At 52.0% G+C, this 25,058-nt stretch carries 24 protein-coding genes; 5 read left to right on the top strand and 19 right to left on the bottom strand.

All coding sequences use genetic code 11. The features are described from left to right. Positions 1 to 124: 124 nt before the first annotated feature. The 7 genes from A7K91_RS11655 to A7K91_RS11625 form a co-directional block, all read right to left on the bottom strand. The gene (locus tag A7K91_RS11655) at positions 125 to 1,366 is read right to left on the bottom strand and encodes a PQQ-dependent sugar dehydrogenase (RefSeq protein WP_068682839.1); all 1,242 of its coding nucleotides are present in this window, start codon (positions 1,364 to 1,366) and stop codon (positions 125 to 127) included. 234 nt (positions 1,367 to 1,600) lie between these two features. Next, positions 1,601 to 2,455, bottom strand: a complete 855-nt coding sequence (locus tag A7K91_RS11650; RefSeq protein WP_245697451.1) for an inositol monophosphatase family protein — start codon at positions 2,453 to 2,455, stop codon at positions 1,601 to 1,603. Between the two features lie 198 nt (positions 2,456 to 2,653). Next, a complete protein-coding gene (locus tag A7K91_RS11645; RefSeq protein WP_068682836.1) occupies positions 2,654 to 3,472 on the bottom strand; it encodes a sulfite exporter TauE/SafE family protein in 819 nt (272 codons plus the stop codon). A 16-nt stretch (positions 3,473 to 3,488) separates the two neighbouring features. Next, the gene (gene uvsE / locus A7K91_RS11640; RefSeq protein WP_068682834.1) at positions 3,489 to 4,511 is read right to left on the bottom strand and encodes a UV DNA damage repair endonuclease UvsE; all 1,023 of its coding nucleotides are present in this window, start codon (positions 4,509 to 4,511) and stop codon (positions 3,489 to 3,491) included. A gap of 3 nt (positions 4,512 to 4,514) precedes the next feature. Then, the gene (locus A7K91_RS11635) at positions 4,515 to 4,832 is read right to left on the bottom strand and encodes a hypothetical protein (protein WP_068682832.1); all 318 of its coding nucleotides are present in this window, start codon (positions 4,830 to 4,832) and stop codon (positions 4,515 to 4,517) included. A gap of 303 nt (positions 4,833 to 5,135) precedes the next feature. Next, positions 5,136 to 6,332 carry a D-alanine--D-alanine ligase gene (locus A7K91_RS11630; RefSeq protein WP_068682830.1) on the bottom strand — a complete coding sequence of 399 codons (1,197 nt, stop codon included), beginning with the start codon at positions 6,330 to 6,332 and terminating at the stop codon, positions 5,136 to 5,138. 141 nt (positions 6,333 to 6,473) lie between these two features. Beyond that, a complete protein-coding gene (locus A7K91_RS11625; protein ID WP_245697445.1) occupies positions 6,474 to 7,874 on the bottom strand; it encodes an amidase domain-containing protein in 1,401 nt (466 codons plus the stop codon). A gap of 278 nt (positions 7,875 to 8,152) precedes the next feature. On the opposite strand from A7K91_RS11625, the gene acnA reads away from it, so the two are divergent. Beyond that, complete coding sequence (gene acnA, locus A7K91_RS11620; protein ID WP_068682828.1) at positions 8,153 to 10,864, top strand: aconitate hydratase AcnA; 2,712 nt, start codon at positions 8,153 to 8,155, stop codon at positions 10,862 to 10,864. 83 nt (positions 10,865 to 10,947) lie between these two features. Here acnA and A7K91_RS11615 read toward each other — a convergent pair whose 3' ends face one another. Next, positions 10,948 to 11,691 (bottom strand): IclR family transcriptional regulator, encoded by a 744-nt coding sequence (locus A7K91_RS11615; RefSeq protein ID WP_068682826.1) that lies wholly within the window; start codon positions 11,689 to 11,691, stop codon positions 10,948 to 10,950. A gap of 280 nt (positions 11,692 to 11,971) precedes the next feature. Between A7K91_RS11615 and A7K91_RS11610 the strand changes: the two genes are divergently transcribed. Beyond that, entirely contained in the window at positions 11,972 to 13,015 is a 1,044-nt protein-coding gene (locus tag A7K91_RS11610; RefSeq protein ID WP_068682824.1) for an alpha/beta hydrolase, read from the top strand. 72 nt (positions 13,016 to 13,087) lie between these two features. On the opposite strand, the gene A7K91_RS11605 is transcribed toward A7K91_RS11610, so the two are convergent. The 8 genes from A7K91_RS11605 to A7K91_RS11570 all read right to left on the bottom strand — a co-directional run bounded on the left by A7K91_RS11605 (position 13,088) and on the right by A7K91_RS11570 (position 18,034). Beyond that, positions 13,088 to 13,786, bottom strand: coding sequence for a metal-dependent hydrolase (locus tag A7K91_RS11605; RefSeq protein WP_068682822.1), 699 nt, complete (start codon positions 13,784 to 13,786; stop codon positions 13,088 to 13,090). A gap of 35 nt (positions 13,787 to 13,821) precedes the next feature. After that, positions 13,822 to 14,415 carry a GTP cyclohydrolase I FolE gene (gene folE, locus A7K91_RS11600; protein WP_068682820.1) on the bottom strand — a complete coding sequence of 198 codons (594 nt, stop codon included), beginning with the start codon at positions 14,413 to 14,415 and terminating at the stop codon, positions 13,822 to 13,824. Between the two features lie 35 nt (positions 14,416 to 14,450). Then, complete coding sequence (locus tag A7K91_RS11595; protein WP_068682819.1) at positions 14,451 to 14,690, bottom strand: YneF family protein; 240 nt, start codon at positions 14,688 to 14,690, stop codon at positions 14,451 to 14,453. 71 nt (positions 14,691 to 14,761) lie between these two features. Beyond that, positions 14,762 to 15,925, bottom strand: coding sequence for a tRNA epoxyqueuosine(34) reductase QueG (gene queG / locus A7K91_RS11590; protein ID WP_068682817.1), 1,164 nt, complete (start codon positions 15,923 to 15,925; stop codon positions 14,762 to 14,764). A 2-nt stretch (positions 15,926 to 15,927) separates the two neighbouring features. Continuing rightward, the gene (gene rnhA, locus A7K91_RS11585) at positions 15,928 to 16,362 is read right to left on the bottom strand and encodes a ribonuclease HI (protein WP_068682815.1); all 435 of its coding nucleotides are present in this window, start codon (positions 16,360 to 16,362) and stop codon (positions 15,928 to 15,930) included. A 49-nt stretch (positions 16,363 to 16,411) separates the two neighbouring features. Further along, positions 16,412 to 16,939 (bottom strand): signal peptidase I, encoded by a 528-nt coding sequence (lepB, locus tag A7K91_RS11580; RefSeq protein WP_245697443.1) that lies wholly within the window; start codon positions 16,937 to 16,939, stop codon positions 16,412 to 16,414. Continuing rightward, complete coding sequence (locus A7K91_RS11575; RefSeq protein WP_068682812.1) at positions 16,936 to 17,493, bottom strand: DUF402 domain-containing protein; 558 nt, start codon at positions 17,491 to 17,493, stop codon at positions 16,936 to 16,938. Before A7K91_RS11575 ends, lepB begins: the two co-directional genes overlap by 4 nt. A gap of 118 nt (positions 17,494 to 17,611) precedes the next feature. Beyond that, a complete protein-coding gene (locus tag A7K91_RS11570) occupies positions 17,612 to 18,034 on the bottom strand; it encodes a GNAT family N-acetyltransferase (RefSeq protein WP_068682810.1) in 423 nt (140 codons plus the stop codon). A 288-nt stretch (positions 18,035 to 18,322) separates the two neighbouring features. On the opposite strand from A7K91_RS11570, the gene A7K91_RS11565 reads away from it, so the two are divergent. The 3 genes from A7K91_RS11565 (at position 18,323) to A7K91_RS26835 (ending at position 21,128) form a co-directional block, all read left to right on the top strand. Beyond that, the gene (locus A7K91_RS11565) at positions 18,323 to 18,847 is read left to right on the top strand and encodes a tubby C-terminal domain-like protein (protein WP_068682807.1); all 525 of its coding nucleotides are present in this window, start codon (positions 18,323 to 18,325) and stop codon (positions 18,845 to 18,847) included. 96 nt (positions 18,848 to 18,943) lie between these two features. After that, a complete protein-coding gene (locus tag A7K91_RS11560) occupies positions 18,944 to 19,555 on the top strand; it encodes a superoxide dismutase (RefSeq protein WP_068682805.1) in 612 nt (203 codons plus the stop codon). Between the two features lie 502 nt (positions 19,556 to 20,057). Beyond that, the gene (locus tag A7K91_RS26835; protein ID WP_156739493.1) at positions 20,058 to 21,128 is read left to right on the top strand and encodes a hypothetical protein; all 1,071 of its coding nucleotides are present in this window, start codon (positions 20,058 to 20,060) and stop codon (positions 21,126 to 21,128) included. Positions 21,129 to 21,386: 258 nt separating this feature from the next. On the opposite strand, the gene A7K91_RS11540 is transcribed toward A7K91_RS26835, so the two are convergent. Genes A7K91_RS11540 through A7K91_RS11530 form a run of 3 tightly spaced genes read right to left on the bottom strand, consistent with a single transcriptional unit; the run spans position 21,387 to position 24,750 of the window. After that, positions 21,387 to 22,301 carry a phosphotransferase gene (locus A7K91_RS11540; protein WP_068682797.1) on the bottom strand — a complete coding sequence of 305 codons (915 nt, stop codon included), beginning with the start codon at positions 22,299 to 22,301 and terminating at the stop codon, positions 21,387 to 21,389. A gap of 34 nt (positions 22,302 to 22,335) precedes the next feature. After that, on the bottom strand, positions 22,336 to 23,448 hold the full coding sequence (locus tag A7K91_RS11535) for a S1C family serine protease (protein ID WP_068682795.1): 1,113 nt from the start codon (positions 23,446 to 23,448) through the stop codon (positions 22,336 to 22,338). 12 nt (positions 23,449 to 23,460) lie between these two features. After that, a complete protein-coding gene (locus A7K91_RS11530; RefSeq protein WP_068682793.1) occupies positions 23,461 to 24,750 on the bottom strand; it encodes an FxLYD domain-containing protein in 1,290 nt (429 codons plus the stop codon). Between the last annotated feature and the right edge of the window lie 308 nt (positions 24,751 to 25,058).

Raw genomic sequence — 25,058 nt, 5'->3', positions numbered from 1 at the left:
CCTTGCACCAATCCGACGGCAACCATGAATACGTGCCTAACAACGCTTTCGATCAGGCGATTCCATTACACGTATTTTAATTGATAACCGTTTTCAATGCAATGCATGCCGGGAGGCCTATTCATCAGGAATAATCCATAACGACTAGCCGATCATCCTTCTGCAAAGGATTGCCCCGCCCGTCTCTGTTGTTCGTAATGAAGTACAGGCGTCCGTCCTTCAAATGCAAATCGCGGATACGGCCTTCGCCTTCATGCCACTTTTCCATCTCCCCGGTGGAGGGCGTATACCGATAGATGCCTTCCCCTGCCAACGCGGCGATAAGCAAACGTCCCTCCCCGTCAACTATCGTGCCGGACGGCGCAATAGCCTCATCTCCGGTGTGGTAGAGCGGCGGAACCATTCCGGGGCGCGTCTGATCTCCAATAAGCTCAGGCCATCCATAGTTAGACCCTGGCGTAATCCTATTCACCTCGTCATGGCCGCCGGGGCTGCCGGAGGGGCCGTGCTCGCTGCTGTACATCGTCCCGTCGCTTGTCCAGGCCAGCCCTTGCGGATTGCGATGTCCATAGGAATACATGTAAGAGGATGATGACGGATTGTCCGGTGGGATGCTGCCGTCCAGGTTAAGGCGCAATATTTTGCCCGCAAGAGATTCCTTGTCCTGGGACAGACTCGTTTGAGTTGCGTCGCCTGTTGTTACGTACAGAAGTCCGTCCGGGCCAAGCTCCAGCCTGCCTCCGTTATGATAGAGACTTCCGGGGATACCTTCCAGCAGCGCTTTTTGCTCGACCCATTCAGCGCCCTCCAGCTTCAGCTGCACTATCCGGTTGAGGGTTTTGCCGCCGCTCCTGTACGTATGATAGGCAAAAGCCGTTTGATCCGAAGGGAAATCCGGAGACAGCACAAAACCTAAAAACCCTCCTTCGGCTTCGTGGTGAACGGCTTCTTCAAGCCGGACGGACATACGCGTCATGCCGCCGTTGTCCACCTTCACGATCCCGCCCTTGCGCTCGCTGATGTAGATAACGTCGCCGTCAAAAGCAATGGACCATGGAATATCCAACCCTTCCGCCGCAATTTCGTAAGGCGCCGCTTCCTTGGACGGTGTTGCCGCCGGCTCTTGGGACGCGCCGGAGGACTCGCTCGGAGTCCCGTTTTCTTCTCCTGACGGTAAGCCTTCACTGCTGCCTGAGGCCTCGGGATAATCTGCGAGAGGAGAAGGAGAGGTGATGCCTGAAGCGCCGTCCTCCGGGGGTTTGCCGCTACAGCCAGCAATCAGCATGGCAAGCACGGTTGCCGTTGCCGCTAAGATTGCTGCTTTGCTGGTTTTTTTGCTTTTGCCGAGTTTTCCGAATTCCTTCATTCCTTCACTTCCTTCCTCATTATTGCCGGAGCATCTATATAATGCCGCTACAATACAATTAAACACGCCGTGCTGCAGCCAAACGCCATGCTTGTTGTAAAAAAGGCCAAGCCTTAATCATCTGGCCTGGCCTCAGCTATTCAGCTTGATTAAAACACGATTTTTATTACTATTTTGACAGATTCTTCCCAAAACTACCCAGAACTACTCCTTGCCGAGGCAAACCCTCACGCCTTAGCCCGCAGCATCCGCTTCCGCTAATGCTCGAACAAGTCCGTCATGAATAATTCCATTGCTGGCAGCGACATTGCGAACGCCAAGATGGTAAGGCTCGCCTTTGGTATCCGTCACGCGTCCGCCTGACTCCTGAATAAGCAAGGCGCCTGCAGCCAAATCCCAGCTATTGAGGCCAATCTCCCAAAATCCGCTGAGCCTTCCCGCTGCCACATAGGCCATATGGAGAGCGGCAGATCCCGCGATTCTCAGGTTTCGCGTTTGCGGCGCTACGGCAGCGATACCCTTCAAATTAACCGGCAGCGCATAGAGATGATCGGCTGGCAGTCCGGTGGCAATAAGGCTTTCGCGCAAGCTTTCCTCCCGCGATACCTCCATCCTTTTGCCATGCACATAAGCCCCTTTGCCCTTTTCCGCTACAAAAAGCTCATCCTTGATGGGATCATAAACTACGCCAACAATGACCTCGCCCCGGTAAGCAAGTGCAATGGATACACAAAAAAACGGGAAGCCGTGCACAAAATTGGTCGTTCCGTCAATGGGATCGACGATCCATAAATATTCCGCGCTGCTGGCGTCAGCCAGCGCTTGCGCCGATGCCTCGGGCCCCGGCTCCACCCCTTCTTCTCCCAAAAAGGAATGCTGCGGAAAATGGGTGGCGATCAATTTGCGGATCAGACTTTCCGAGCCTTTGTCCACCTCGGTAACCAGATCATGAGGCGACTGCTTTATATCAAGGCTGGAATGTTTGCCAAGCTTTGTCCTGATCCATTCCCCCGCCTTGGCGGCGCAGTTGATAGCTACGGCGGTAAAGCTTTTTCCCCCGACGGCGTAGCCGCCTTGTCCTTCATTCACATCTCTCACTCCTCGCATAACATAAAAACGATAGTTTAAAAGTCCGATGAACAACCTTTGCAGGTTTGCCATTAACAATATCGTAATGCAATACGGCCCCTTAAGGTGACAAGTTTCGTATATTTGATGAACAAGCCCTTTGTTTATCATTATATTCCCGTTCCATACGAAGGGGAGGGTAGAACAGCCGAACAACCCTTACAAGGCCGCAAATCCGTCATACATCATTTTGGCGGCCAGCGCCAAAAGCGTTGCTCTGAGCAGCCACATCAGTCCTTTTCCGCTTATGCGGACGGCGATGGCGGCTCCTATGACGCCGCCCAGCCAGGCTCCAGGAGCCAGCGCCAGCACAAGCAGCCAGTTCACCTCGGAGAGCGCCGCATGCATGCCGCTTCCAACAATGGACGACAGAAAAATAACGAACATGGAGGTGGCAGCTGCGACATGGGGCGGGAAGCGAAAGAGCAGCACCATAACCGGCACAAACAAGGAGCCGCCTCCGATGCCGAAAAGCCCCGAAATAAGCCCCACGCAAGCGCCAATTGCGAGCATAGGCAGCTTGCCATAGCTATAGCTATGAAGCTGTCCGCTGGAATCGGTAATGGTTCGCTTGATGGCCCATTCCTTGGTAAACGGTTTCATCCTATCTCGGACAATTAGCAAAACGGCCATAAACAGCATAAAAAATCCAAAAGCCAAATTAAAGCTGCCCGCATTCAGCTTGCCCGTTAAAGCCGCTCCCGCTACAGCCGCGGGCCCGCTGGAGGCAAACAGCAGCAGCCCGCTGCGTAAATCAACAATGCCGCGTTTGTTGTAGGATAATGTAGAGGCCAACGCGGTTACGATCAATACAGTGAGGGAAATGCCCGCTGCTGTAGCATGATCCAGCTGCTCCCCGATTAGAACGGGCGAAACAAGCAGCAGGGCGGGCACAATAATAATGCCGCCGCCCAAACCAACGATGCTGCCGAATACGGCAGCAATCAAACCAAGAAGCACAAGTAGCAGCCATTCCATGATGTCATCTCACCTTTCAGTACGGAGCAATTTCCGCTGCGCCGCCATCCAGCACTCGTACCCCTTCTCCTCTTGCCTCAAGCTTCCTGAATTGATCCATCAGCCGCAGCAGCGCCGCATCCTTAGCTTTTGCTTCCAGCATACAATCCATATAGTTGCAGGAGCCCGCAGCGCGTCTCAGAAAATGAAGCAGCGGCTCCGCCTCCACGTCATCCGCATGCCCCCTTGGATCAGTGACGCTTTTGGGACTGGAGGCATGAATTTTGGGCGGTAACCCCTTCTCTTCTCCAATGCCCAGACGAGCTCTTTCGCGCTCCCACGAAAGCTGAATGCGCGGCCAATAGTCCTGCACCAGCTCGTCCCAGCCCACCTCCCCCGGATTGACAGCATGGTGATGGATATCCAGCACCATGGGAACCTGGGTAGCCTCTGCTGCCGCTACCGTTTCGGCTACGTTAAAGGTTTTATCGTCATTTTCAAGCGTTACGCGATTGCGGATGCCAGGCTCCAGCTCTCCGAACTGGGCAACAAAGCGCTGGCCTGCCGAGAGCTTGTCCCCGTATGCGCCGCCCATATGAATGTTGCATTTGCTCTCTTCATTAAGCCCCATAGCCTCCAGCATCCTGACATGATGCACAAGATCCTTAACGGAATTAACAAGTACCTCCGGCCGGGGCGTGCTGAATACGCAAAAATGGTCGGGATGGAAGGACGTCCTCATGCCATGCTTTTTGGCATAGTCGCCAACCGCTCGAAAGGCTGGAGCCAATTTTTCATATGGCGACCAATCCGCAAGCGCCGCATGTGTTGCAAGAGGAATCAGCTTGGATGAAAAGCGGTACATCCCGATATCATGCCTCTGGCAATGCTTCAATATGCGAAGGGTGCTGTTCAGATTATCCTCCGCTATCGCCTCCAGTCTTTGAAGGGCGAGTTCCCTGTTTTCCTGCTTGCCAAACGTGGCGTAGGTCATGGTGCGGGATGGCGTAATGCCTTCAAGCAGCGTTGTCATGGCAACAAACCCAAATCTGACAATCATGAATCAGGACCGCTCTCCAAAAAACATCTCGTAAGCCAGCGACGTTTGAACCGACGACTCCTGCTCGGTCAGCTTGCGGACAAGCTCCATCTCCACCTGGGTTACCTCTTCGCCTTGAAAATTGATCTCTGCGATTGACGCTAAAATTTTAACGATTGCGATAGCCTGGTTATCCGGCGTATAGGCAATTACCTTTTGCCCCGTTGGATAAACGCGAAATCCCTTTTTCACCATTTTCCCCTTGCCATATTCCAGCAATTCATAAAGCTCCTGCTCCGACTTGAATTTGCATACTGAGTTAAATTCGGTACCAAACCCCATGCTGATTCCTCGCTTTCGTTTCATACAAGTTGAACAAAAAACTTCATCGAAAGGCCGCCGTGTGAAAGGTTCTTCCGATCGCTGTTTTTCCCAGATTTCCTGAATAGTAGGTGTCAATGGTGAAATCCGGGAAAAAAGGCGAACGCTCCGCTTCTCCAGAACCATTCACACTTTGGCCATCCGCCAGTTTCTAATTTGTTCAACTTGTTCATCATTTAATTTAACAGACAGGCCGCTCTGCTCCTTTGAGCGTGCGCAGGACGAACGGCCTTTCCGGTTATGCGCCTTTTGCTCCCGCGACAATCAGTTTGCGGACTTGGAATCGCCCGTAAAATCAATCCCCTGCTTGGCCGCATGACGGTCAACCGCAAGCTGAATGAGCGTATCCAGCAGCTCGTTGTAAGGCAAACCGCTTTCCCTCCAGAGCAGCGGATACATGCTGAACGGCGTAAAGCCCGGCATTGTATTCACTTCATTAATGAACACAGCGCCGTCTTCCTTGCGCAAGAAAAAGTCCACGCGCGACAACCCGGAGCCGTCAATCGCCTGGAATGCCTGAACGGCAAGCTCCCTGATTTCTTCCGCCGTTTCCGTAGGCAGATCTGCCGGAATCATCATGCTTGATTTGCCATCAATATATTTTGCTTTATAATCATAAAATTCATTAGACGGCAAAATTTCGCCAGGAACAGATGCTTTCGCTTCGTCATTGCCCAGGACGCTGACCTCGATTTCCCGCGCATCTACAAACTCCTCTACAATGACCTTGCGGTCGAAGCGGAATGCGTAATCCACGGCGGCAATCAGCTCTTCCCGGTTTCTGGCTTTGGAAACGCCTACGCTTGAGCCCAGATTAGCCGGTTTAATAAAGCATGGATAACCGAGGGAAACCTCGCATTCCATCACAAAAAATGCAGCGTCCTTCGCCCACTGCGTCCGGTTGAAATACCGGAAAACGCATTGCGGCAAGCCTTCCTGGGCAAAAATTTTCTTCATCATGATCTTGTCCATTCCCACAGCGGATGCCAATACGCCTGCTCCGACATAAGGAACGTTGGCCATCTCAAACAGCCCTTGAATCGTTCCGTCTTCGCCAAAGGTGCCATGAAGCAGCGGGAACATGACATCAATGCTTTCTTGCCCGCTTTGCAGGCTGACGGCATGCTCTCCGCTAATTTGAGCGATCTCTGCGTTATTTGCCTTTATGCCTGCCGCGTCATGCCCGTCATTGCCCATATCCAATGCGTCAAAAAGAGGCGCAAGATAAGCGCCTGAGCGTAACGGATCATCTCCGCCGAAACGCAAGCTTTCCACGTTTGCCGGAGGAGAGAGCAACAAGCCCCCGGATTTCCATTCGCCTTGCTTCGTAATATAAAAAGGTTTAATTTCGTATTTGCTGTAGTCAAACTGGTTCATAACTGCATAGGCCGTCTGAAGGGATACCTCGTGCTCCCCGGATTTCCCCCCATAAACAAGACCTATTCTTTTTTTGCTCCCCATGGCACATCCTCCGGTACGATAATAATGACATCCCTCTGCCGCCTTCATAAAGGCTGTTCAAAAAGTCCGCCAACATTCGCGAAGCATGACTAACGCCGTGCTGAAACGAATAACCGGGCTTTTTGAACAGACACTTATGACTTATAACAGGTCTGGAATGTGGAAGAAACGGTATTTCGTTCCGCTGGTCCAGGCATAAGAATCGCGATAATCCCAATACCTGTGCCTGCTTGGCACGGTATTGGCATTCACCAGCGGCTGTCCCGCGGAATCAAAAGCCGTTACAATCGTTGTATGCTGAAACCTGCCTTCTCCGTTCCAGTCATAGGCAATCACGTCGCCTAGCTGCAGTTCATCCGCCGAAGACACGATCACCGCTCTCAAGCCGCCTTTACGGGCTGCGGAAAGGTAAGCCGCCATGGCATTTGCCACAGCCCAGCTGTAGCTCCAGTTCTCCCGGTTGCCAGCGCGCCCTTTGTACCACCATCCGCTTTCCCTTCTACCAGTATAGTTCATCGGGGCATTGCCTGCAAAGATACACTGGGAGACGTAATTGGTGCAATTCACGTCAAACAGCTCAAAGGAAGGATTGCCTTCGTTCCACCATCTGTCCGCATATGCGGCAGCCAGCTCCCTGCGGTAAGGGATGCCTCCCTTCCATCGTTTAAATCCCGGCATCAGCTCATAATTTAAATAAGGGGCAGAGCCTGACAGCATACTTTCGGTTTCCTCGGGGAGCAGCGTGTCGGAGTCCTGCTCCTGCAGCTGCGCGGAAATACCGTATCGCGGGCGGCGCTCCGATACAACGGGCTCAACCTGCAGCACGGTCCAATCCCGTCCGTCGCGTCTAAGCCATAGACGCTCCGTCTCTTGTCTTTCCTCCATGTAATACATGCCTTTTTGCTCCATTTTCCGTTTCACATGAAGCCTGACCAGCACCGACACCTCGCCAGCGGATTCATTGACCCGAATCAGCTCGGCCTTGGTTTCGCTGCCTGCGGGTATGGCCCCTCTCAGCAAATCCCGCTCCCGCAGCCGGTCGGTCCGCTGTTGCAATCGCTCGGCGTGAAGAGCATCCGCGACATATTGACTCAAATCCCGGGCGTTCTGCTCGCTTTCTGTGCGGTTAAACAAGCGAACATAGCGCTGAAGCGATGACTTCCATTCCGATTCGTCGCCAGGCGAAGGCTTCCTTGGCAGTGACGTGCTTTGCAGCAAGGAGCTTAGCTTGGGACGCTCTTTGACTTGTGTTCCTGTTGGCGTATTATCCTCCGCCTTCAAGCTGCGGTGCTCCGTGGAAGGTATCTTATCCTCCCTTTGATTCATTGCTGTTTCGGTTAGCTCCATAAAATCCTTTTCTGCACTTCCGCTCCGCGCTCCTGTTGCCTGTTGCTTAACTGCGGCGCCCGTGCGTCCAGCCCCCCGGTTTTTTTTGCTTCCGCTCGTATTTGCCCTCACGCTGGCGGACTGGCCGGGCCGGGATGGCGGCGGGACATTGCGGGAACGAAGCGCAGCATAATGACGGCCTTCTTTTTTTGGCATCGGTATCCCCTCCGGACATCGTTCATTATAATTAGGCAGCAATAACTGCTTCATTATATGATCGTCACTTACAAATCATGTAAGATAAGCCTGTACGAGTTATAGAAGAGAAGGGCAGACTAATGAAATCCTTTGAAATCGTTTTAAAAAAGGGGGGAATTGGACTTTACGATGAAAGGCAATAAAGCTATACTATAGATATACGGTTTTTGAAATCATGTTTCATCCAATGAAACTGATTGCTGATTTGGCTTACTTTATTGCAAAGGAGTTTGACAATGACTAAACAAAATCATTATTCCGTTCGCACGACCCTGGAATCAGGCGGCAAATCGCATGCCTACTATTCTCTTCCAGAGCTTGAGAAGCAAGGCCTTGGCGATATTTCCAAGCTGCCTTTTTCGATCAAGGTGCTGCTGGAAGCCGCTGTTCGTCAATTTGACGGCCGCGCCATCACCACTGAGCATGTAAAGCAGCTGGCTAACTGGGCCAATGGCCGCGAAGACAAGGAAATCCCGTTTATTCCGGCCCGTATCGTATTGCAGGATTTTACCGGCGTGCCTGTGGTCGTTGACCTTGCAGCCATGCGCGACACTGTAAAAAAAGCCGGCGGAGACCCTAAGCAGATCAATCCCCTTGTTCCCGTCGACCTTGTTATCGACCACTCTGTAATGGTTGACGCTTTCGGCAGCCCCGAAGCGCTTGAGTACAACACTAAGGTGGAGTTTGAACGGAACGAAGAGCGTTACCGCTTCCTGCGCTGGGCGCAAACCGCTTTTGACAACTTCCGCGCCGTTCCTCCGGGAACAGGTATTGTTCACCAGGTTAACCTGGAGTATCTCGCATCCGTTGCAGCGACCAAAACCGTAGACGGCGAAACCGTCGTTTACCCGGACTCGCTCGTGGGCACAGACTCCCATACAACGATGATCAACGGTCTTGGCGTAGTCGGCTGGGGCGTTGGCGGCATCGAGGCGGAAGCCGGCATGCTGGGCCAGCCGTTGTATTTTGTAATGCCGGAGGTTATCGGCTTCAAGCTGACGGGCAAGCTGGCTGAAGGCTCGACAGCTACCGACCTGGCTTTGACCGTTACCCAAATCCTCCGCAAAAAAGGCGTTGTTGGCAAGTTCGTCGAGTTTTTTGGACCCGGCCTCTCCAACATCAGCCTTGCCGACCGCGCCACTGTTGCCAACATGGCGCCTGAATATGGCGCAACCATCGGCTTTTTCCCGGTTGACGGCGAAACGCTTGACTTCTTGCGCCAAACCGGACGCCAGGAAGATCAAATCGCGCTGGTTGAAGCTTATTACAAAGCGCAAAACATGTTCCGCACAGATGAAACGCCGGACCCTGTATTCAGCGATGTGCTGGAGCTGGACTTGTCCACAATCGTTCCATCCCTTGCCGGACCTAAGCGTCCGCAGGACCGCGTAGAGCTGACCTCCATGAAGGAGTCGTTCAACGATATCATTCGCACGCCAATCGACAAAGGCGGCTACGGGCTTAGCGATGAAAAAATCGCTCAAACCGTACCTGTTACGCATGAGGACGGACGCCAATCCAAAATGGGTACCGGCGCTGTCGTTATCGCAGCTATTACCAGCTGTACAAACACTTCCAACCCTAGCGTTATGCTGGGCGCCGGACTTGTTGCCAAAAAAGCCGTCGAGCGCGGCCTGACCAAGCCAGCTTATGTAAAAAGCTCCTTGACTCCGGGCTCCCTCGTCGTTACGGAATATTTGAAAAAAGCAGGTTTGCTGGAATCTCTCGAAAGCCTGGGCTTCCATGTGGCGGGCTATGGCTGCGCAACGTGCATCGGCAACTCCGGCCCGCTTCCGGACGAAGTCAGCAAAGCGATTTCCGACAACGATATGACGGTTGCAGCCGTATTATCCGGCAACCGGAACTTTGAAGGCCGCGTTCATGCTCAGGTTAAAGCCAACTATCTGGCGTCTCCGCCTCTCGTAGTGGCTTACGCCATCGCAGGAACCGTCAACATTGACCTGACCTCCGACCCGATCGGCTATGACCAGGACGGCCAAGCCGTTTACTTGAAGGATATCTGGCCAACTAACGAGGAAATCAAGCAAGCGGTGTCCGCTTCCCTTAACCCTGCCATGTTTAACGATAAATACGGCAATGTATTTACGCAAAACGAGCGTTGGAACGCCATTGACGTGCCTGAAGGCGAAAGCTACGAATGGGATGCCAAATCGACTTACATCCAGAACCCGCCGTTTTTCGAAAATCTGGGTTCGGAATTGTCCGATATCGCCGATATCCCGTCCGCAAGCGTGCTTGCACTGATGGGCGATTCCGTTACAACCGACCATATTTCCCCTGCCGGCAACATTACGGTCAATAGCCCGGGCGGCAAATATTTGGTGGACAATGGCGTAGAGCGCAAGGACTTTAACTCTTACGGCTCACGCCGCGGCAACCATGAGGTGATGATGCGCGGAACGTTCGCGAACATCCGTATCCGCAACCAGGTTGCGCCTGGAACGGAAGGCGGCGTAACCACCTACCTGCCAACTGGCGAAGTGATGTCCATTTACGACGCTTCTATGAAATATCAGGCAGAAGGCAAAAACCTGGTTGTTATCGCAGGAAAGGAATACGGTACCGGCAGCTCCCGCGACTGGGCGGCAAAAGGCACCTACCTGCTTGGAGTCAAGGCTGTTATCGCTGAAAGCTTCGAGCGTATCCACCGCTCCAACCTAGTTGGCATGGGCGTACTGCCCCTGCAATTCCAGGAAGGCCACGGCTGGAAAACGCTTGGCATTACAGGTACGGAAACCTTCGATATTTCCGGCTTGTCGAACGATATTAAACCAGGCGAAACCGTAACGGTCAAAGCAACGCGTCCAGACGGAAGCAGCTTCGAGTTTTCGGCGCTGGTACGTCTCGACTCCCTGGTTGACGTCGACTACTACCGCAACGGCGGCATCCTGCAAACCGTATTGCGCCAAATGATCGCCAATATGTAACCAATTCTAGTATTAATAAAAGGACTTCGGCTCGCGCACATGCGCGAGCCGAAGTCCTTTTTGCCGCTTGGAGCTTTGAAGGTCTAACGAACCATCGTGCTCATAACTCTGGCGGCTTCCATCATAACAGGAGCATATTGCTCCATTTTGTCCAGTGTAAGTCTGCTGGCGGGCCCTGAAACGGATAATGCCGCCGCAAGCAATCCGGCGCGATCGAAGATTGGCGAAGAGATGGCGGCTACTCCCGTCTCCCGCTCCTCAAAGCTGGTCGCATACCCTTTCTCCAGCGTGTCCTGCAGTTGGCTGCGGTAAAGCTCCATATCCGTAGAAGAGGCCCACTGATGCGAATTCATAATACTTTCCTGCACCAGATTGTCGGCATAGGCCACCAGCACCTTGCTGGAAGCGCCCGCATACAGGGGCAGCCTTACGCCAACTGGCGCTACCCGCCTGACGGGATGATTGCTTTGGACCGCCTGAATGCGTATCCGCTCCGAGCCGTCCCTGACATAAATGCTGACGGTTTCGCCCAACTGGTCTCGCAGACGGACCATCTCCGGCAGCCAGATTGTCGCCTGATCATCGGTTCGGGACAGATTAGCGGACAGCTCCCACACTTTAAGGCCAAGATGGTAACGCTCCGTATTTTTATCCCGCTCAATAAATCCTTTTTCCTCCAAGGTGGCCAGCATCCTGTGAACAGTGCTTTTGTGGAGCCCCGTCCGTTCTGCAATTTCCATCATGGCCCAATCCGTCTTTTCTGTAAAACAAAGTAAAATATCAAGCGCCCGATCTACGGCGCGAACAGTCGATTTTCCCTCTTCCATCTACAGCACCTCCACCGCCTGGAACGGAATCCAGCTTCTTCCGGCAGGCAGATAGTATATAAAGGTTTCATCAAATAAAACCCGATTCCAAAATGAGTGAAATCAATTCTCAATTAGTATACATGATAGAGGTCTTTTCCGTAAAGTATCCATTTATATTACGTTTAGATTACAAGCTGTTACAGACGAACAACATTGAATAAATACCGATTGACGCCCGCCCGAAACGCCTCTACCATTAAGAGATAGACCCGAAATGGGAAGCGGAGGTGGAGACATCATGAGTAGTATATTGCAACCTCTTGAGACAGCGCTCTCCGCAGCTTCCGGCTTGCAGAAGCCGCTATCACATATAGCGCCGCAACTGCAGCGCCGCAGCCGCCGCAAGCATATGGCTGCCGCTTCAATGGCTTCCCTGCTTGCAATGTGCTTGATTGCCGTTCTTATCTTCCATGGTTATGTAGCCTGGATGCTGGCTTATCCATACGTTGCCCCGTTGGAATCCAATCCCTCTCAAGAGCTGGGTTTGCCATATGAAGACGTTATTTTTCCAAGTAAAAGCGGCGAAACGACTGTCAGCGGCTGGTTTATTCCCGCGGATGCCCCGCAAGGCAGCGCGGAAGACGCTGTGGCAACCCGGACAGTTGTATTCAGCCATGGATATGGCGCCAACCGGGAGGAAAGCTGGGTGCCGATGTATGATCTGGCCGAGCTGATGCATGATCTTGATTATAACGTTTTGATGTTTGATTACGGGTACGCTTCAACGGCCTATAAAGCACCTGCAACGGGCGGCCGCGAGGAATCCCAGCAGCTCCTTGCAGCTGTCGATTACGCCCAATCACGCGGCGCAGAGGATATCATCGTATGGGGATTCTCCATGGGAGCCGGGACAGCCCTTCAAAGCGCGCTGGTAACGGACAAAATTGACGCCATGATTCTGGACAGCCTGTTTGTCCCCAGTCCCGAAGCCTTGTTCGACAATTTAAACCAGTTTGTGCCTCTGCCCCGCTTTCCATCATTGCCTTTGATAAGGTCAATGATTCCGTTGTGGACGGGAAGCAGCTTTGGCTCCATACCGGTCAGCGAGGTTGTATCGCATGCCTATAACATCCCGATTTTTATCATTCACGGGACTAACGACAGCAAAGCGCCTTACACCGTGGCAGAAAGCATTGCCGCAAACCAGAGAAACAGCTTGTCGCGTTCGTGGATCGTCCAAAACGGGCAGCATGAGATGTTGTTCCGCATGGGCTCTATGGAATATATCCAGCGCACTGCGCTGTTCCTGAGCCAGGTAAACGCTCAATTGCATGATGGCTGAATCATACCCATGCTAAATCCACCTACTAAAAACAGGCTGCCCGCAATTGGGGCAGCCTGTTGCTATGTTCTATTACTTATTTCCAATTTCAAAATATTCGCCAGGCGCAAGCGCCATCCCTTCGATTCCAAGCTCGCCCAGCCTTCGGACAAATTCCTCCGCATCCTGGCGAATTGGCTCAAACGTATTGTAGTGGATGGGCACAACCAGCTTGGCCCCATACCACTGGGCTGCCTGAAGCGCTTCATCCGGTCCCATCGTAAAATGGTCGCCGATTGGTATAAACGCCACGTCAATGGATTCCTGCTCTCCGATCAGCTTCATATCGCTGAACAAAGCCGTATCCCCCGCATGCAAAATCGTCAAGCCTTCAGCGCGAATAATATAACCTCCGGCAATGCCGCCGTAAAGAATGCTTTTTGAGTCTTCGTCAATAATTCCCGAGGTATGTACCGCCGAAATCAGCTTGGCCTGGGCAAAGCCCAAATCAATCGTTCCGCCAAGATTCATAGGATTGGTACGCGCACCCTTCCAGGACATATACGCAGCCAGCTCAAAGTTAGCGACGATTTCCGCATCGTTGGCGATGGCAATTGGCGCTGCATCCAGAATATGATCCGCATGCGCATGCGTCAGCAGCACAGCCTGCACCTTGATATCCTCCGGTTTGGTTGCCGCCCGTTCATTTCCGCTAAGAAACGGGTCAATAATAAGCGATTTGTCATTTACTGTGAGTTGTACGGCAGAATGTCCATGATAAGTAATTAACATAATGCTATCTCCTCCTCATTAATAAAGCCGCTCATCTATTGCTTCAGCAATGCCAGAAATTCGGAGCGCAACGCGGCGCTTGTCCGAAATTCTCCCCGGACTGCCGAGGTGACGGTTTTGCTGCCCGGCTTCTTCACGCCTCTGGCGCACATGCAGAGATGCTCGCCTTCCACAACGACCATAACGCCGTGGGGCTTTAATTCCTGTTCCAGAATATCGGCAATTTGCGAAGTAATTCGCTCCTGCACCTGAAGTCTGCGCGTAATCGCCTCAACCAGTCTTGCCAGCTTGCTTAAACCCGCTATTTTGCCGCTTGGAATATAGCCGATATGCGCTTTTCCAAAAAAGGGAGCCATATGATGCTCGCACTGACTGTAGTAAACAATGTCTCTGACAATAACAAGCTCCTCGTGCTGCTCGTCAAAGGTAACGCCAAGCACGTCGCGGGGATCTACGCTGTATCCGGCAAAAATTTCCTCGTACATGCGCGTAACGCGGGCCGGCGTTTCAAGAAGCCCCTCCCGTTCTACATCTTCCCCGATCAGCTTTAAAATCTCTTTCACATGATACTGGATCTGCTCCCGGTTATCGGCTACATTGGAATTTAAATAGTCTTTTGCTCCGGCCACCGCTGTCGCCCCCCCTCATATTTTTACCGACGATTTTATTTACGCGAAGATTTTGTGTTTTTCATCATGTTTTGGTTTTTCATCATATTTTGAGCACGCGCCATTTGCTGCTTGTTCAAGTTGTAGCCCATTTGCTTCGCCATGTTTTGCAGCATTTCAGGGTTGTTTTGCATATTTTCAAGCTGCTTCCGCAGGTAATACACGCCTCCGAAAAAACCGCCTACTGCGCCAACAATCAACGTGACGACAGGAATTACATAATTATACCATTCCATCCAGTCTACCGCACCCCTTCTATCAAAAGAATTCATCTAAAAATGTGATCTGCACACTGTATCATAGCATGTCATAATGGAAATTCGCAATCGCGGATCGGCACTTCCAGGCTCTTCACCGCTTCCGATATAGCAGAGAGAGCTACTTCGTCCTGCTCATTGTTCAAAGCCTCTCGCAAAGCACAGGCAGCTTCAGCGCCCCCGATCCGGCCTAGCGACCATGCTGCTGTTCCGCGTAATACGGGGCGCGGATCATCTCTCAGCACCTTGATCAGATGCGGAATAGCCGAGGCATCCTTAAAATTGCCAAGCGCAATGACAGCGTTTCGCTGGATTGGCTTCCTGCCTCTCCATGCGGAGGACGTGCGGCCATACGCCTCCTTGAACTGCCGGTTTCCCATCTCCAGCAAGGGAACAAGCAGCGGTTTTGCCAGCTCGTTGTCAGGCTGCAGCTCCGGCTGATGCGTCCAGTTTTTCCCGCGGTTGACAGGACAAACTACCTGACAAGTATCGCATCCATACAAGCGGTTGCCGATTTTCCGCATGAACTCATCCGACACCATATCCTTCGTTTGGGTCACAAATGAAATGCATCGTTTGGCGTTCAACTCTCCTGGCCCGACTAAAGCTCCGGTGGGACAAGCGTCGATGCATTTGGTGCAGCTTCCACAGCCCTCTGTAACGGGAACATCCGGCGGCAGCGGAAGGTTGGTAATCATCTCACCAAGGTAAATCCACGAGCCCAGCTTTGGCGAGATAATAGCGCAATTTTTGGCGCTCCAGCCGATACCGGCCCGCTCTGCAACCGCCCTGTCGGACAACGCTCCCGTATCCACCATGCTCTCCACTCTTGTACCCGGCACCCGTTCCTTAAGCCAGCTCTCCAGCTTGGCCAAACGATCGCGCAAAACATGGTGGTAATCCTCGCCCCAGGCGGAGCGCGCCATGATGCCGCGCCGTTCGCCAGGCTCGGATTTAGGAGGATCAACAAGCTTGGAGGGATAAGCAATCGCTATCGCAATGATGCTTTGGGGGTCCTCAAACAGCAAGGCTGGGTTTGTGCGGCGATCCAGATCCGGCTCTTCAAAGCCGGACTCCCTGCCAAGCTCGCGATGCCTTATCAGCCTCTGCTTCAACGTAACAAAGGGATCAGCGGACGCCACGCCTATATCGTCAATGCCCAGCGCCGTCGCCGCAGCCTTCATTTCTTGCTTAAGCTTGCTCCAATCCATCATCGTTACAGCTCTCTGATTGCCTGCCGCGCCAATTCATCGCAGCGGTTATTCCACTCATTGTCGCTATGGCCCTTTACCTTGATATATTCCACCTTGTGTTTGCCCATCAGCGCCCACAGCGCTTTCCACAAATCCTGATTTTCGACGGGATCTTTTTTGCTGTTTTTCCAGCCATTGCGCAGCCAGCCATGAATCCAGCCTTTCTGGAAGCAGTTGACCACGTACGCGGAATCGCTGTATACCTGAACGCTGCAAGGCTCTTTAAGCAGCTCAAGTCCCTTTATAACGGCCTGGATCTCCATGCGGTTGTTGGTTGTGTCCCGTTCCCCTCCGTAAATTTCCTTTTTATGCGGACCAAAAAACAATATCGCTCCCCAGCCGCCCGGACCCGGGTTGCCGGAACAGGCTCCGTCCGTATAAATCATGACCTCTTTCATGAATTGGCCTCCTCCATAAATGCTTGGTCAAAAAGTCCGATGCAACAGGTCATAGTGACCGTACTTGCGAATATGGCCATAAAATAAAATCGGCCCGTCCCCGAATCAGTTCCTTCGGCACAGCTCCGAAGGTGCGGCTGTCAAGACTGGCCCGGTCATGTCTGTTGTCGCCCATAACAAAGTAATGACCCTCTGAGACAACCTGCGGCTCAAGGCCGTTGCCTTCGATCGGCACATCCGTATAGGGCTCGTCCACCAACTCGCCATTGCGGTATAAGCGCTGGTCCTTAATTTCAATCACATCGCCAGGCAAGCCTACAACCCGCTTAACAAGCAGCTTCTTTTCCTGCCCCATCCAGCCCGGCTCCTCCAGAATAACAACCTCTCCCAGCTTGGGACTTCCCGTCAAATAAACAAACTTGTTGACAAAAAGCCACTCCTCTTCCTTAAGAGTAGGCTCCATAGAATGACCGTCGACCGTAGACAAATTAAATACAAAATAATGCAGGATCAACACAATAACCAGCGCAATCGCCAGCGTTTTGATCCAATCCCATAGTTCCGCTGCCAGTTTCATAGCTCCTCCTCGCCGAAGCATTCCAGCCACTCCCGGTAATACCGCTGGGCAATTTCGTCATGAAACGGCTGCTGCCCCTTCTCCATTCGGCCCAGCAAGGCATGCAAACCTTGCCTCACCTTGTTCTGGACATGCTGGGGATAATGATAAAGCTGCTTGTGCTGTTCATATTCATCCTGGTCCACTACGTGACGGTTGCCGTCGCTCGTGCGAATAACGTCCAGGTCATAGTCGATGTAGGTAAGCACCCCATCATACCGGTAAGGCGGCGATGCTACGTTACAGTAGTAGCGGACTCCGCTATTTTCCAGCAGGGCAACTACGTTAAACCACTCGCCAGGCAAAAAAAACGAAACGGCCGGCACTCTGCTGATCCATTGCTTGCCGTCGGACTCTTCAATTGGCGTCTGGCGGTTAATGAGCACGATGATGGACTCCTCGCGGTGCTGTTCCGTTAACGCTTCGCTGGGAACGACCCAATTTTGCCGCCAGAGCCTGTGAATATGACCATTGTGTTTAAAACTTTTGATCACACACGGTTCATAGTGATTCATGATGCTCGCGCTCCTCGAATTCCTTATCATAATAAGAAAAGCATATCTCGCCGCCAATTGCAATGGCAGGGTAGATATGCCCTTCGATGGTAAACAATGTCTTGATCTCTATCCGGTTTTACCCTGCTACGATACTAAGCTTCTGAAACGAACGGAAAAAGTCGCTTGCCACGTATCCCATGGATTCGTAAAGCGGCAATACAGGCTCGTTATGTTCGTCTGCGGTTATAAGTATTTTGCTCACGTTCCGCTGTTCAAATCGCACGCGCAATGCGGCGACCAGCGCTTTGCCGACTCCGCTGCGCTGATGCTCCGGAGAAACAGCTATACGATAATAATAGCCCTTATTGTCATCGATTGTACCGATAATCATACCTGCAATCTCTGACCCCTTGACAGCGACAAGCACCAAATCGCTATCCCATGACAATTGACGCGCAAAAGCTTCCATTGTTTGCTCATAACATTCTTCAGTCAAAACTTCCTCAAGCAATGCCGTGAGCGGTTTGTAATCGGACAACTGGAAGGAACGGACGTTCATTCAATTAACACCTTCTACCATGTCATAGTCTCGTACTTTTTCTATCATACGACGAAATTCCGCGAAATCCTACTAAAATCTTTATGAAAATGATAGAAATCGCCTGTTTTCTCCTGAAAGCGCTTAATATTAAGCGCTTTCAAACATATTCGCTCCATCATTTGTAATTAGTGGTTTTGTAAGGATGCATGAAAACGACAGAAGCATGAGGTAATTGGAACTATTTTCAAAATCCATGTACACTATTAATTACGTTAGAGAGAGACTTACTGATGGAGCTGATTTGTTATGAAGGTTTACACTTACGCCCCTCCGAAGCTCAAAGCATCAGCCAAGAGAATAGTCGTTAGGGACGAAACAGGCGCTATGGCCTGTTCATTTCAAAGAGTTTATGCCAATAAGGTCGTCCAAGCAGGCAATTATTTGTTTGACATTGACTGGTCGGCTCAAGTGGATGCTTATTCACCAGACGGAAAGCTATTGTTTCAGTGCAGAAAAACAACGCCTTGGCTTGGGAGGCCCCGGTTTGCGGTACATTGCTGTGATTCGCTTGACAGCTACCCGGTTACTTTCACAAGCTGGCAAAAGCTCGCCCCCTCATTCGAAATCATTTACGACGGCCAGCGTTTCTTTATAAAAAAGGAGCTTCTGGACCGGGCAGCGTTTATGCTAGGCAATCAAGTATTGGCGAGATGGAGCTTCAAGCCAGTAGACGGCTTCAAAGCAAGGCTGGAGATCGAGGCTGAATGTCCGATTCAGGAGCCTGAATTTTTTGTCGCTTTGTTTCATTGCCTTTTCCATATTGGAAATTAAATACAGGACTTTTTAAACACCAATGTTGATTTATTCTGTCGGATTTGGGATAATGGACATGATCAAACTACAACAAATTTTGGGAGGTTTTTTATAATGGCACATCAATTGCCCGCATTGCCTTATGCACACAATGCTCTTGAACCGCACATCGACGCTACAACAATGGAAATTCACCATGGCCGTCACCACAATACTTACGTTACCAATTTGAATGCTGCCCTGGAATCCGCTCCTGAGCTGCAAAACAAATCGCTGGACGAACTAATTAGCGATCTGAACAGCGTACCTGAATCCATTCGCACCGCTGTCCGCAACAACGGCGGCGGCCATGCTAACCATAGCCTGTTTTGGGAAACAATTGGACCAAATGCCGGCGGCGCTCCTACTGGCGCTTTAGCGGCAGCCATCGACAGCGAGCTGGGCGGCTTTGAAGCTTTCAAGGCTGAATTCGCAAAAGCGGCTACAACTCGTTTCGGCAGCGGCTGGGCATTCCTTACGGTTGCCAACGGCAAACTGAAAGTATACAGCCTGCCTAACCAGGACAGCCCGATTTTTGAAGGCGAAACGCCAATTCTCGGCCTGGACGTTTGGGAGCATGCCTACTACCTGAACTACCAAAACAAACGCCCTGATTACATCGCCGCTTTCTGGAATGTTGTGAACTGGGCAGAGGTTGGCAAGCGTTACGAAGCAGCTGTTAAATAAATATTGCTTCGCTTGCTCGCAATCAAACGCTGATATCTGATTTTAATAAGCATTAGACAAAATAATCTCCGGCACGCCATCGCGGCGAACCGGAGATTTTTTGTTGGGCTTGCCGAATTGTTTCAAATGACTTCCCCCTGTTTATATATGAGCAAGCAGATAAATGAAGCCTTTACATGTGGAAAAGGCCAGTATCTGCAAACTATAGGAAAGAGGTGCAAGTTGCTATGAGCACAACGAATACTTCTTATCGTACAGGTGATTATGTACAGCAGCCGGGAGATTATATCTGTGAGGCGGGCCGACGCATAACGTTCAAGGAAGGTGACAAGCTTCCTTACTGTCCAGTGACCGGCCTTGACACCACCTGGTATTACGCGGAATAACGAGCTTATGCACCGATGAACGCCAACCCAATCCGGCGTACACGACTTGGAAGAAGCCTGCATAGAATACAGCAGGATAAACGCCTAATTTTCCAAGTGAAGGATTGGAGGCCTGTATGAGCGATTTTGTTAACGATCAGCCATTGTGGGATGCTGCAACTCTGAATGAGACGCAGCCAAGCATCGGATTTGCCGAAGCATCGAACTGCGGCTGCAACGGAGAAAGAGCCCTGCTCCCTATCCCCGGAGGCATTGGGGGCATCGGAGTATTCCCTCCGGGTCCAGGTCCATGGGGACCTGGACCTTGGGGACCTGGACCTTGGGGACCCGGACCTTGGGGACCCGGACCCTGGGGACCCGGACCTTGGGGACCTGGACCTTGGGGACCCGGACCCTGGGGACCCGGACCTTGGGGACCCGGACCTTGGGGACCCGGGCATGGGCCAGGTCCGTGGGGCGGACCGGGGCATGGACCTTGGGGGCCCGGGCATGGCCCTGGACCGGGAGGGCCCGGACATGGGCCTGGACCTTGGGGCGGTCATGGGCATGGCCGTATTGAAGACGAGGAACAAGACGATAGCGCTCATGAGCTGGACGGTCAGCTAACCGCAATCGCGGACTTCCGCCCTCAGCAAAGCTCGGGAAGCGGTTCTGGTCATGGATATGGACCTGGACACGGCGGAGGTCCCGGACATGGGCACGGCCCTGGATACGGCGGCGGCCCCGGACATGGACATGGGCCTGGATACGGCGGCGGCCCCGGACATGGACCTGGACACTGGCACGGGCCGTACCCGCCGCCACGGCCGCCTTTTTACCCCGGGCCGTGGTTTGGGCCAGGTCCGGGGCCCATTCCAATTCCCGTACCGGTGCCGCTGCCTGTCCCCGTCCCGCCCGTCCAACAAGGCTTTGTTACCGTTGTCGTTAACGGGGGATCGTCTTTCCCCAATGTGACAACGGGGTACACCGTGCCTTACCGCCCAGGCTTGACGGTTGGCGGGGCTCTGGCAAGCACCGGCGTTATAGGCTCTGGGCCGGCAGGGCAAATCGTTACGATCAGCGGCATTCCGATCGGCGGCAACATAAGCTATCAGGTGAGGCTTAACGGCAGGCCGATCCCCGTAGCTTTGCTTGGCACGCCTATACAGGCAGGCGATACAGTTACGGTTGATTTGATCGTAGTTTAATGGCATAAACCTTCTTTCAAACAAAGCTTATAAAAGAGTTGCGCAAAAACAGGCTGCCGTTATGATGACGGCAGCCTGTTTTTATAAAGGTTATGTTAAATTCTAATGTTGATAGTTGGCCATAAGAAAACCGCCTTCGTTGAAAAGGCGGCTTATTGCTATCGTGTCCGGTAGCGTAACGGCTTACTCTGTTGAATTTCGTGTTCCTCAACATAAAGCAGCATTTGAGAAGGCGGATCGTACCTTATCGCGGTGAGCCTAATCCGACAGTGCCCGCATGATGTTGGATTTCGCCTCTGCCGCAATCACTTCATTCCCGTCATCGACCGCTTGCATTAAGATCAGTATGGGGATGTATACCGCGATCAGCCGCGCCAGCAGCTTCGTTTCATCGTCCGCTCCTCCGTACGTTTCAAAAAACACGCCGCGAGCGTAAGGTGGTAAAAAGCTATACGCAACGCTCAAATCGCAAGCCGGATGGCCTACGCTCAGATCGCCCCAATCAATAATGCCGGAAACGATGCCGTTCTCATCCACAAGCATATTTTTGAAATGAAGATCGCCATGCAGCAATGCATTCACTGCCTCGACACGTTCCTTTTGCAGCCCGCTAATATACGCTTCAATCACACTGGACTCCTCCGGTGACAAATGTTCAGCCAGCTTCGATAGAAAGCCCTCCAATTTCACTTTGCGCGCTGCTATGTCCGTCAAGCTTCGATGATCTTGCTGAACTCCGCACTTCAGCGCCTCCTGCACCGGAAACTCATGCAATCTCCGCAAAAATTTCGCCAGCGCCTCTGCCGATAAAGCCCGGCTTTCTTCCGTCAAACCGATTGGGAAATCTCCTTGCATGTAGGCATAGCCAAGAAATGGTGCCGGGTATTCGTCACTTGCTTCGCCGTAAAACAACGGTTTCGGATAAGGGATGGTCAAATATGTCTCCAGCTTCGGCAGCAGCTTCCCTTCCATACGAATCGAGCCAACTGCAAACGTTCTTCTTGGAAATCGGAACACGTACTCGTCACCGATGAGAAAAACCGTATTATCCCAACCCCAGCCCAATCGCTTCACCTGCTTTGATGACAGCTGAGGGAATTGTTTGCCTATCAGCGTCCGCGCCTGCTCTTCGTTAACCTCCCACTCCGCATCCCATACATTCGTTCCCCCCATGGATTGTCTGCCCCCTCGTTCCTTATGGTTGACTTTATTTGCGAATTGCCTTGCCCTTCCCGCTGATCAGCTTAAGCTGATCGTTTTCATAGCCGATTGTATAGGTTACCTGGTATTTGCTAAGCATATATTGTCCGTTTTTCCGTTCGTCAACTGAAATAATGGCCGTTACTGTCGCTTCGTCCGTTCCGGCATTGGCGTAGATATCGTCAATAACGACATTGCGGGTGGACAGATAGCCTTCGCGGAATTTGACATAGCTCGTGCCTTCCTTCCAGTTCCCTCCTAATAATGAATAAGCATAAACGTAATCATGATTGTTCAAGCTGTCATAGAAATGCCGGACCAAATAGTCCGCCATCTGATCCAGCGGCGTACCGCTAAGCTTGTCTTCGCTTTCGTCAGTCAAGGAAATACCTGGCAGCATGCTCATCGGCTCCATCGACCAGCCCTCCGCCATCGCAAGTACATTGCCAATCGGGATGCTGAAGCCAATGCCGCCTTCCTCCAAACCGGCGGAGTTGATACCCACTACAGCGCCGCTTTTTAAATCAACCAAAGGCCCGCCGCTGTTGCCTGGAGCTATCGATGCAGAAATCTGGTAAAGATCCTTGTATTCATATGGCTCGATAGTAAAGCTCCGGCCAACTCCGCTGATCATGCCTGTTGTCGCCGTATTTTGAAAGCCGAGGGGACTGCCGACAGCCAGCACATCATCGCCTACCTCCGCCCGTTCATAACGAACCAGCGGCAATGGCTCCATGCCCTCCAGCTCCTTTACCCTGACGACGGCAATATCCGTGTCCGTGCTGATGCCGATAACCTCGCCTTCCAGCTCGCGGGCATCGGAGGTTTTTACGCGCACATGCCTCACGCCTGCCACTACGTGCGCATTCGTTATCAAATCGCCCTTCATGTTGTATAGAAAGCCGGAGCCCTGCATGCCCGTATCCGCTTCAATCATGACAACCAGCTTTTGTGTTTCAAAAATAGTATCCTTTAATGACTTCTTTATCTCGCCAACGGCCAGCAGCGGCTGCCCCGTCAACTGGCGCGGCACTTCCTGGCGCACAGCATACACCGACGCCGCTCCCGCTCCTATAATGAGGGCGAGGGAAAGAAGCCCGATCCATATTCTTTTGGCCATTGCCGCACCTCCCTAGTCCAGATACCAAGTTACATGGTCGATAACCATTTCCGTGTCTTCCGAATGAACGCCGTAAACCGTTTCAGTAAAGCTCATTTCTTCGTCTGGCTCAACATAGTTCGGTGTGGCCGTTATATGCCCTTTCGCAATAATTTCGCCTTCAGCGGATAAAATGGAATAATCCAGCGCTACAGAATAAATCGCCCGCGTAGCCACATTTCGCAAAACGCCCGTAATCGTCAAGTCTCCAAATTCATCCAGCGTTTGCTCCGTGGATTCCACCTTCACAGCCTCCGTCTGATTAAGGAGATCCTCGGCCGCCGCCTCCTGCATCGCCCGCTCGATACGGGTTTGCTCCGCTGCTTCGTATTTGGCTTGCTCTTGTTTGATGCGCTGCTGAAGCGCCAGCAGCCCCGCATCTTCCTTCACCCATATTAAAGCGCGGCTCACTTCAGCAAGCGCCCCGGTAAAGTTTTTGCGATTCATAAGCGTTTCCGCATTCCGTGTTGCCAGGCTGCGAATACCTTTGACAATCTCTTCACGCAGAGCGGCCGCTTCCTCGCCAATTAAACCGTTGACGACATTCAGCATTTCCCCATACTCTTTTATGGACGTTAATTCATCCACCCGATCGCTCAGACTAAGCAGCGTAACCTCCATGCTGAGCTCGTCCAGTCTCCCCTTGAGACGGTCATAAACCGGCTCCTTGCGGCCTCCGAGCTCACCCTTCAACTGATCAAGCCCGGAATGCGCCTCGGCAAAATTGCCCTTCTCCAGCATTCTGTTCAAATCGCTCGACATTCGTTCAAGCTTCATAACGTGTTCAATTATGGCTTCGTCCGCCGCAAGTGGGGCAAAATCGGGACGAATCGCCATCCCCTCCGAGAGCAAGGAAAGCGCCTGCTCATATTCTCCGGCAAGCGCCGCAGCCTTGGCCTCCGATTGAAGGCGAAGCACATTTTCATTTCTATCTATTTCATATTGATAGGTCCAATAAACCAATATAAGCATAGCCGCAGCCGAAACAACCAAGCCGCCAGTCAGCAGCCAGTTCATTGACGCTTTGCGAGCCGTCTTTTTGCCGACAACACTTTGGGCCGCCGTTGTTCCCTCCATTATTCCTGCTGCACTCTCCAGGATTGTTCCGGCAGCCGATTCCAATGCAGCGGTTTCTTCATCGCCGTTTTGCGGCAATAAGGCAGGTTTTTCCTCAGTCACATTAATGTAATGAAGTCTTCTTCCGCATTGGCTGCAAAACCTGGCGTCATCGGCAAAGCTTCTGATGCAATGATGACAATACAATGCCTCCATCTCCCGCCTTGATTCTCTCGGACGAGTCTCAACACTCTGCAAGTTTGCAGTCGAGTTGGACGACAAGCCCTTATCTATTCTATATCAGGAAGTCAATAATCTCCATTTCGAAATTAACCCATTTATTTATGTACGATTCAAACAATGGATGGTGTCATTTAAACATAGCCCTGCCAATCATTACCCAAAGCAGCATCGTACGAAACATCACAGAGGATGCAAAAAAAACTACGACTGACCAATTAACATACAGTATTTATTTTCTGCCGCTTCAAGGTACTCTTGTGGGTTGCGCCGGA

Origin of the sequence: Paenibacillus oryzae, from assembly GCF_001675045.1 — a bacterium.
GTDB lineage: Bacteria > Bacillota > Bacilli > Paenibacillales > Paenibacillaceae > Pristimantibacillus > Pristimantibacillus oryzae.
This window is presented reverse-complemented; position numbering and strand designations above follow the sequence as displayed.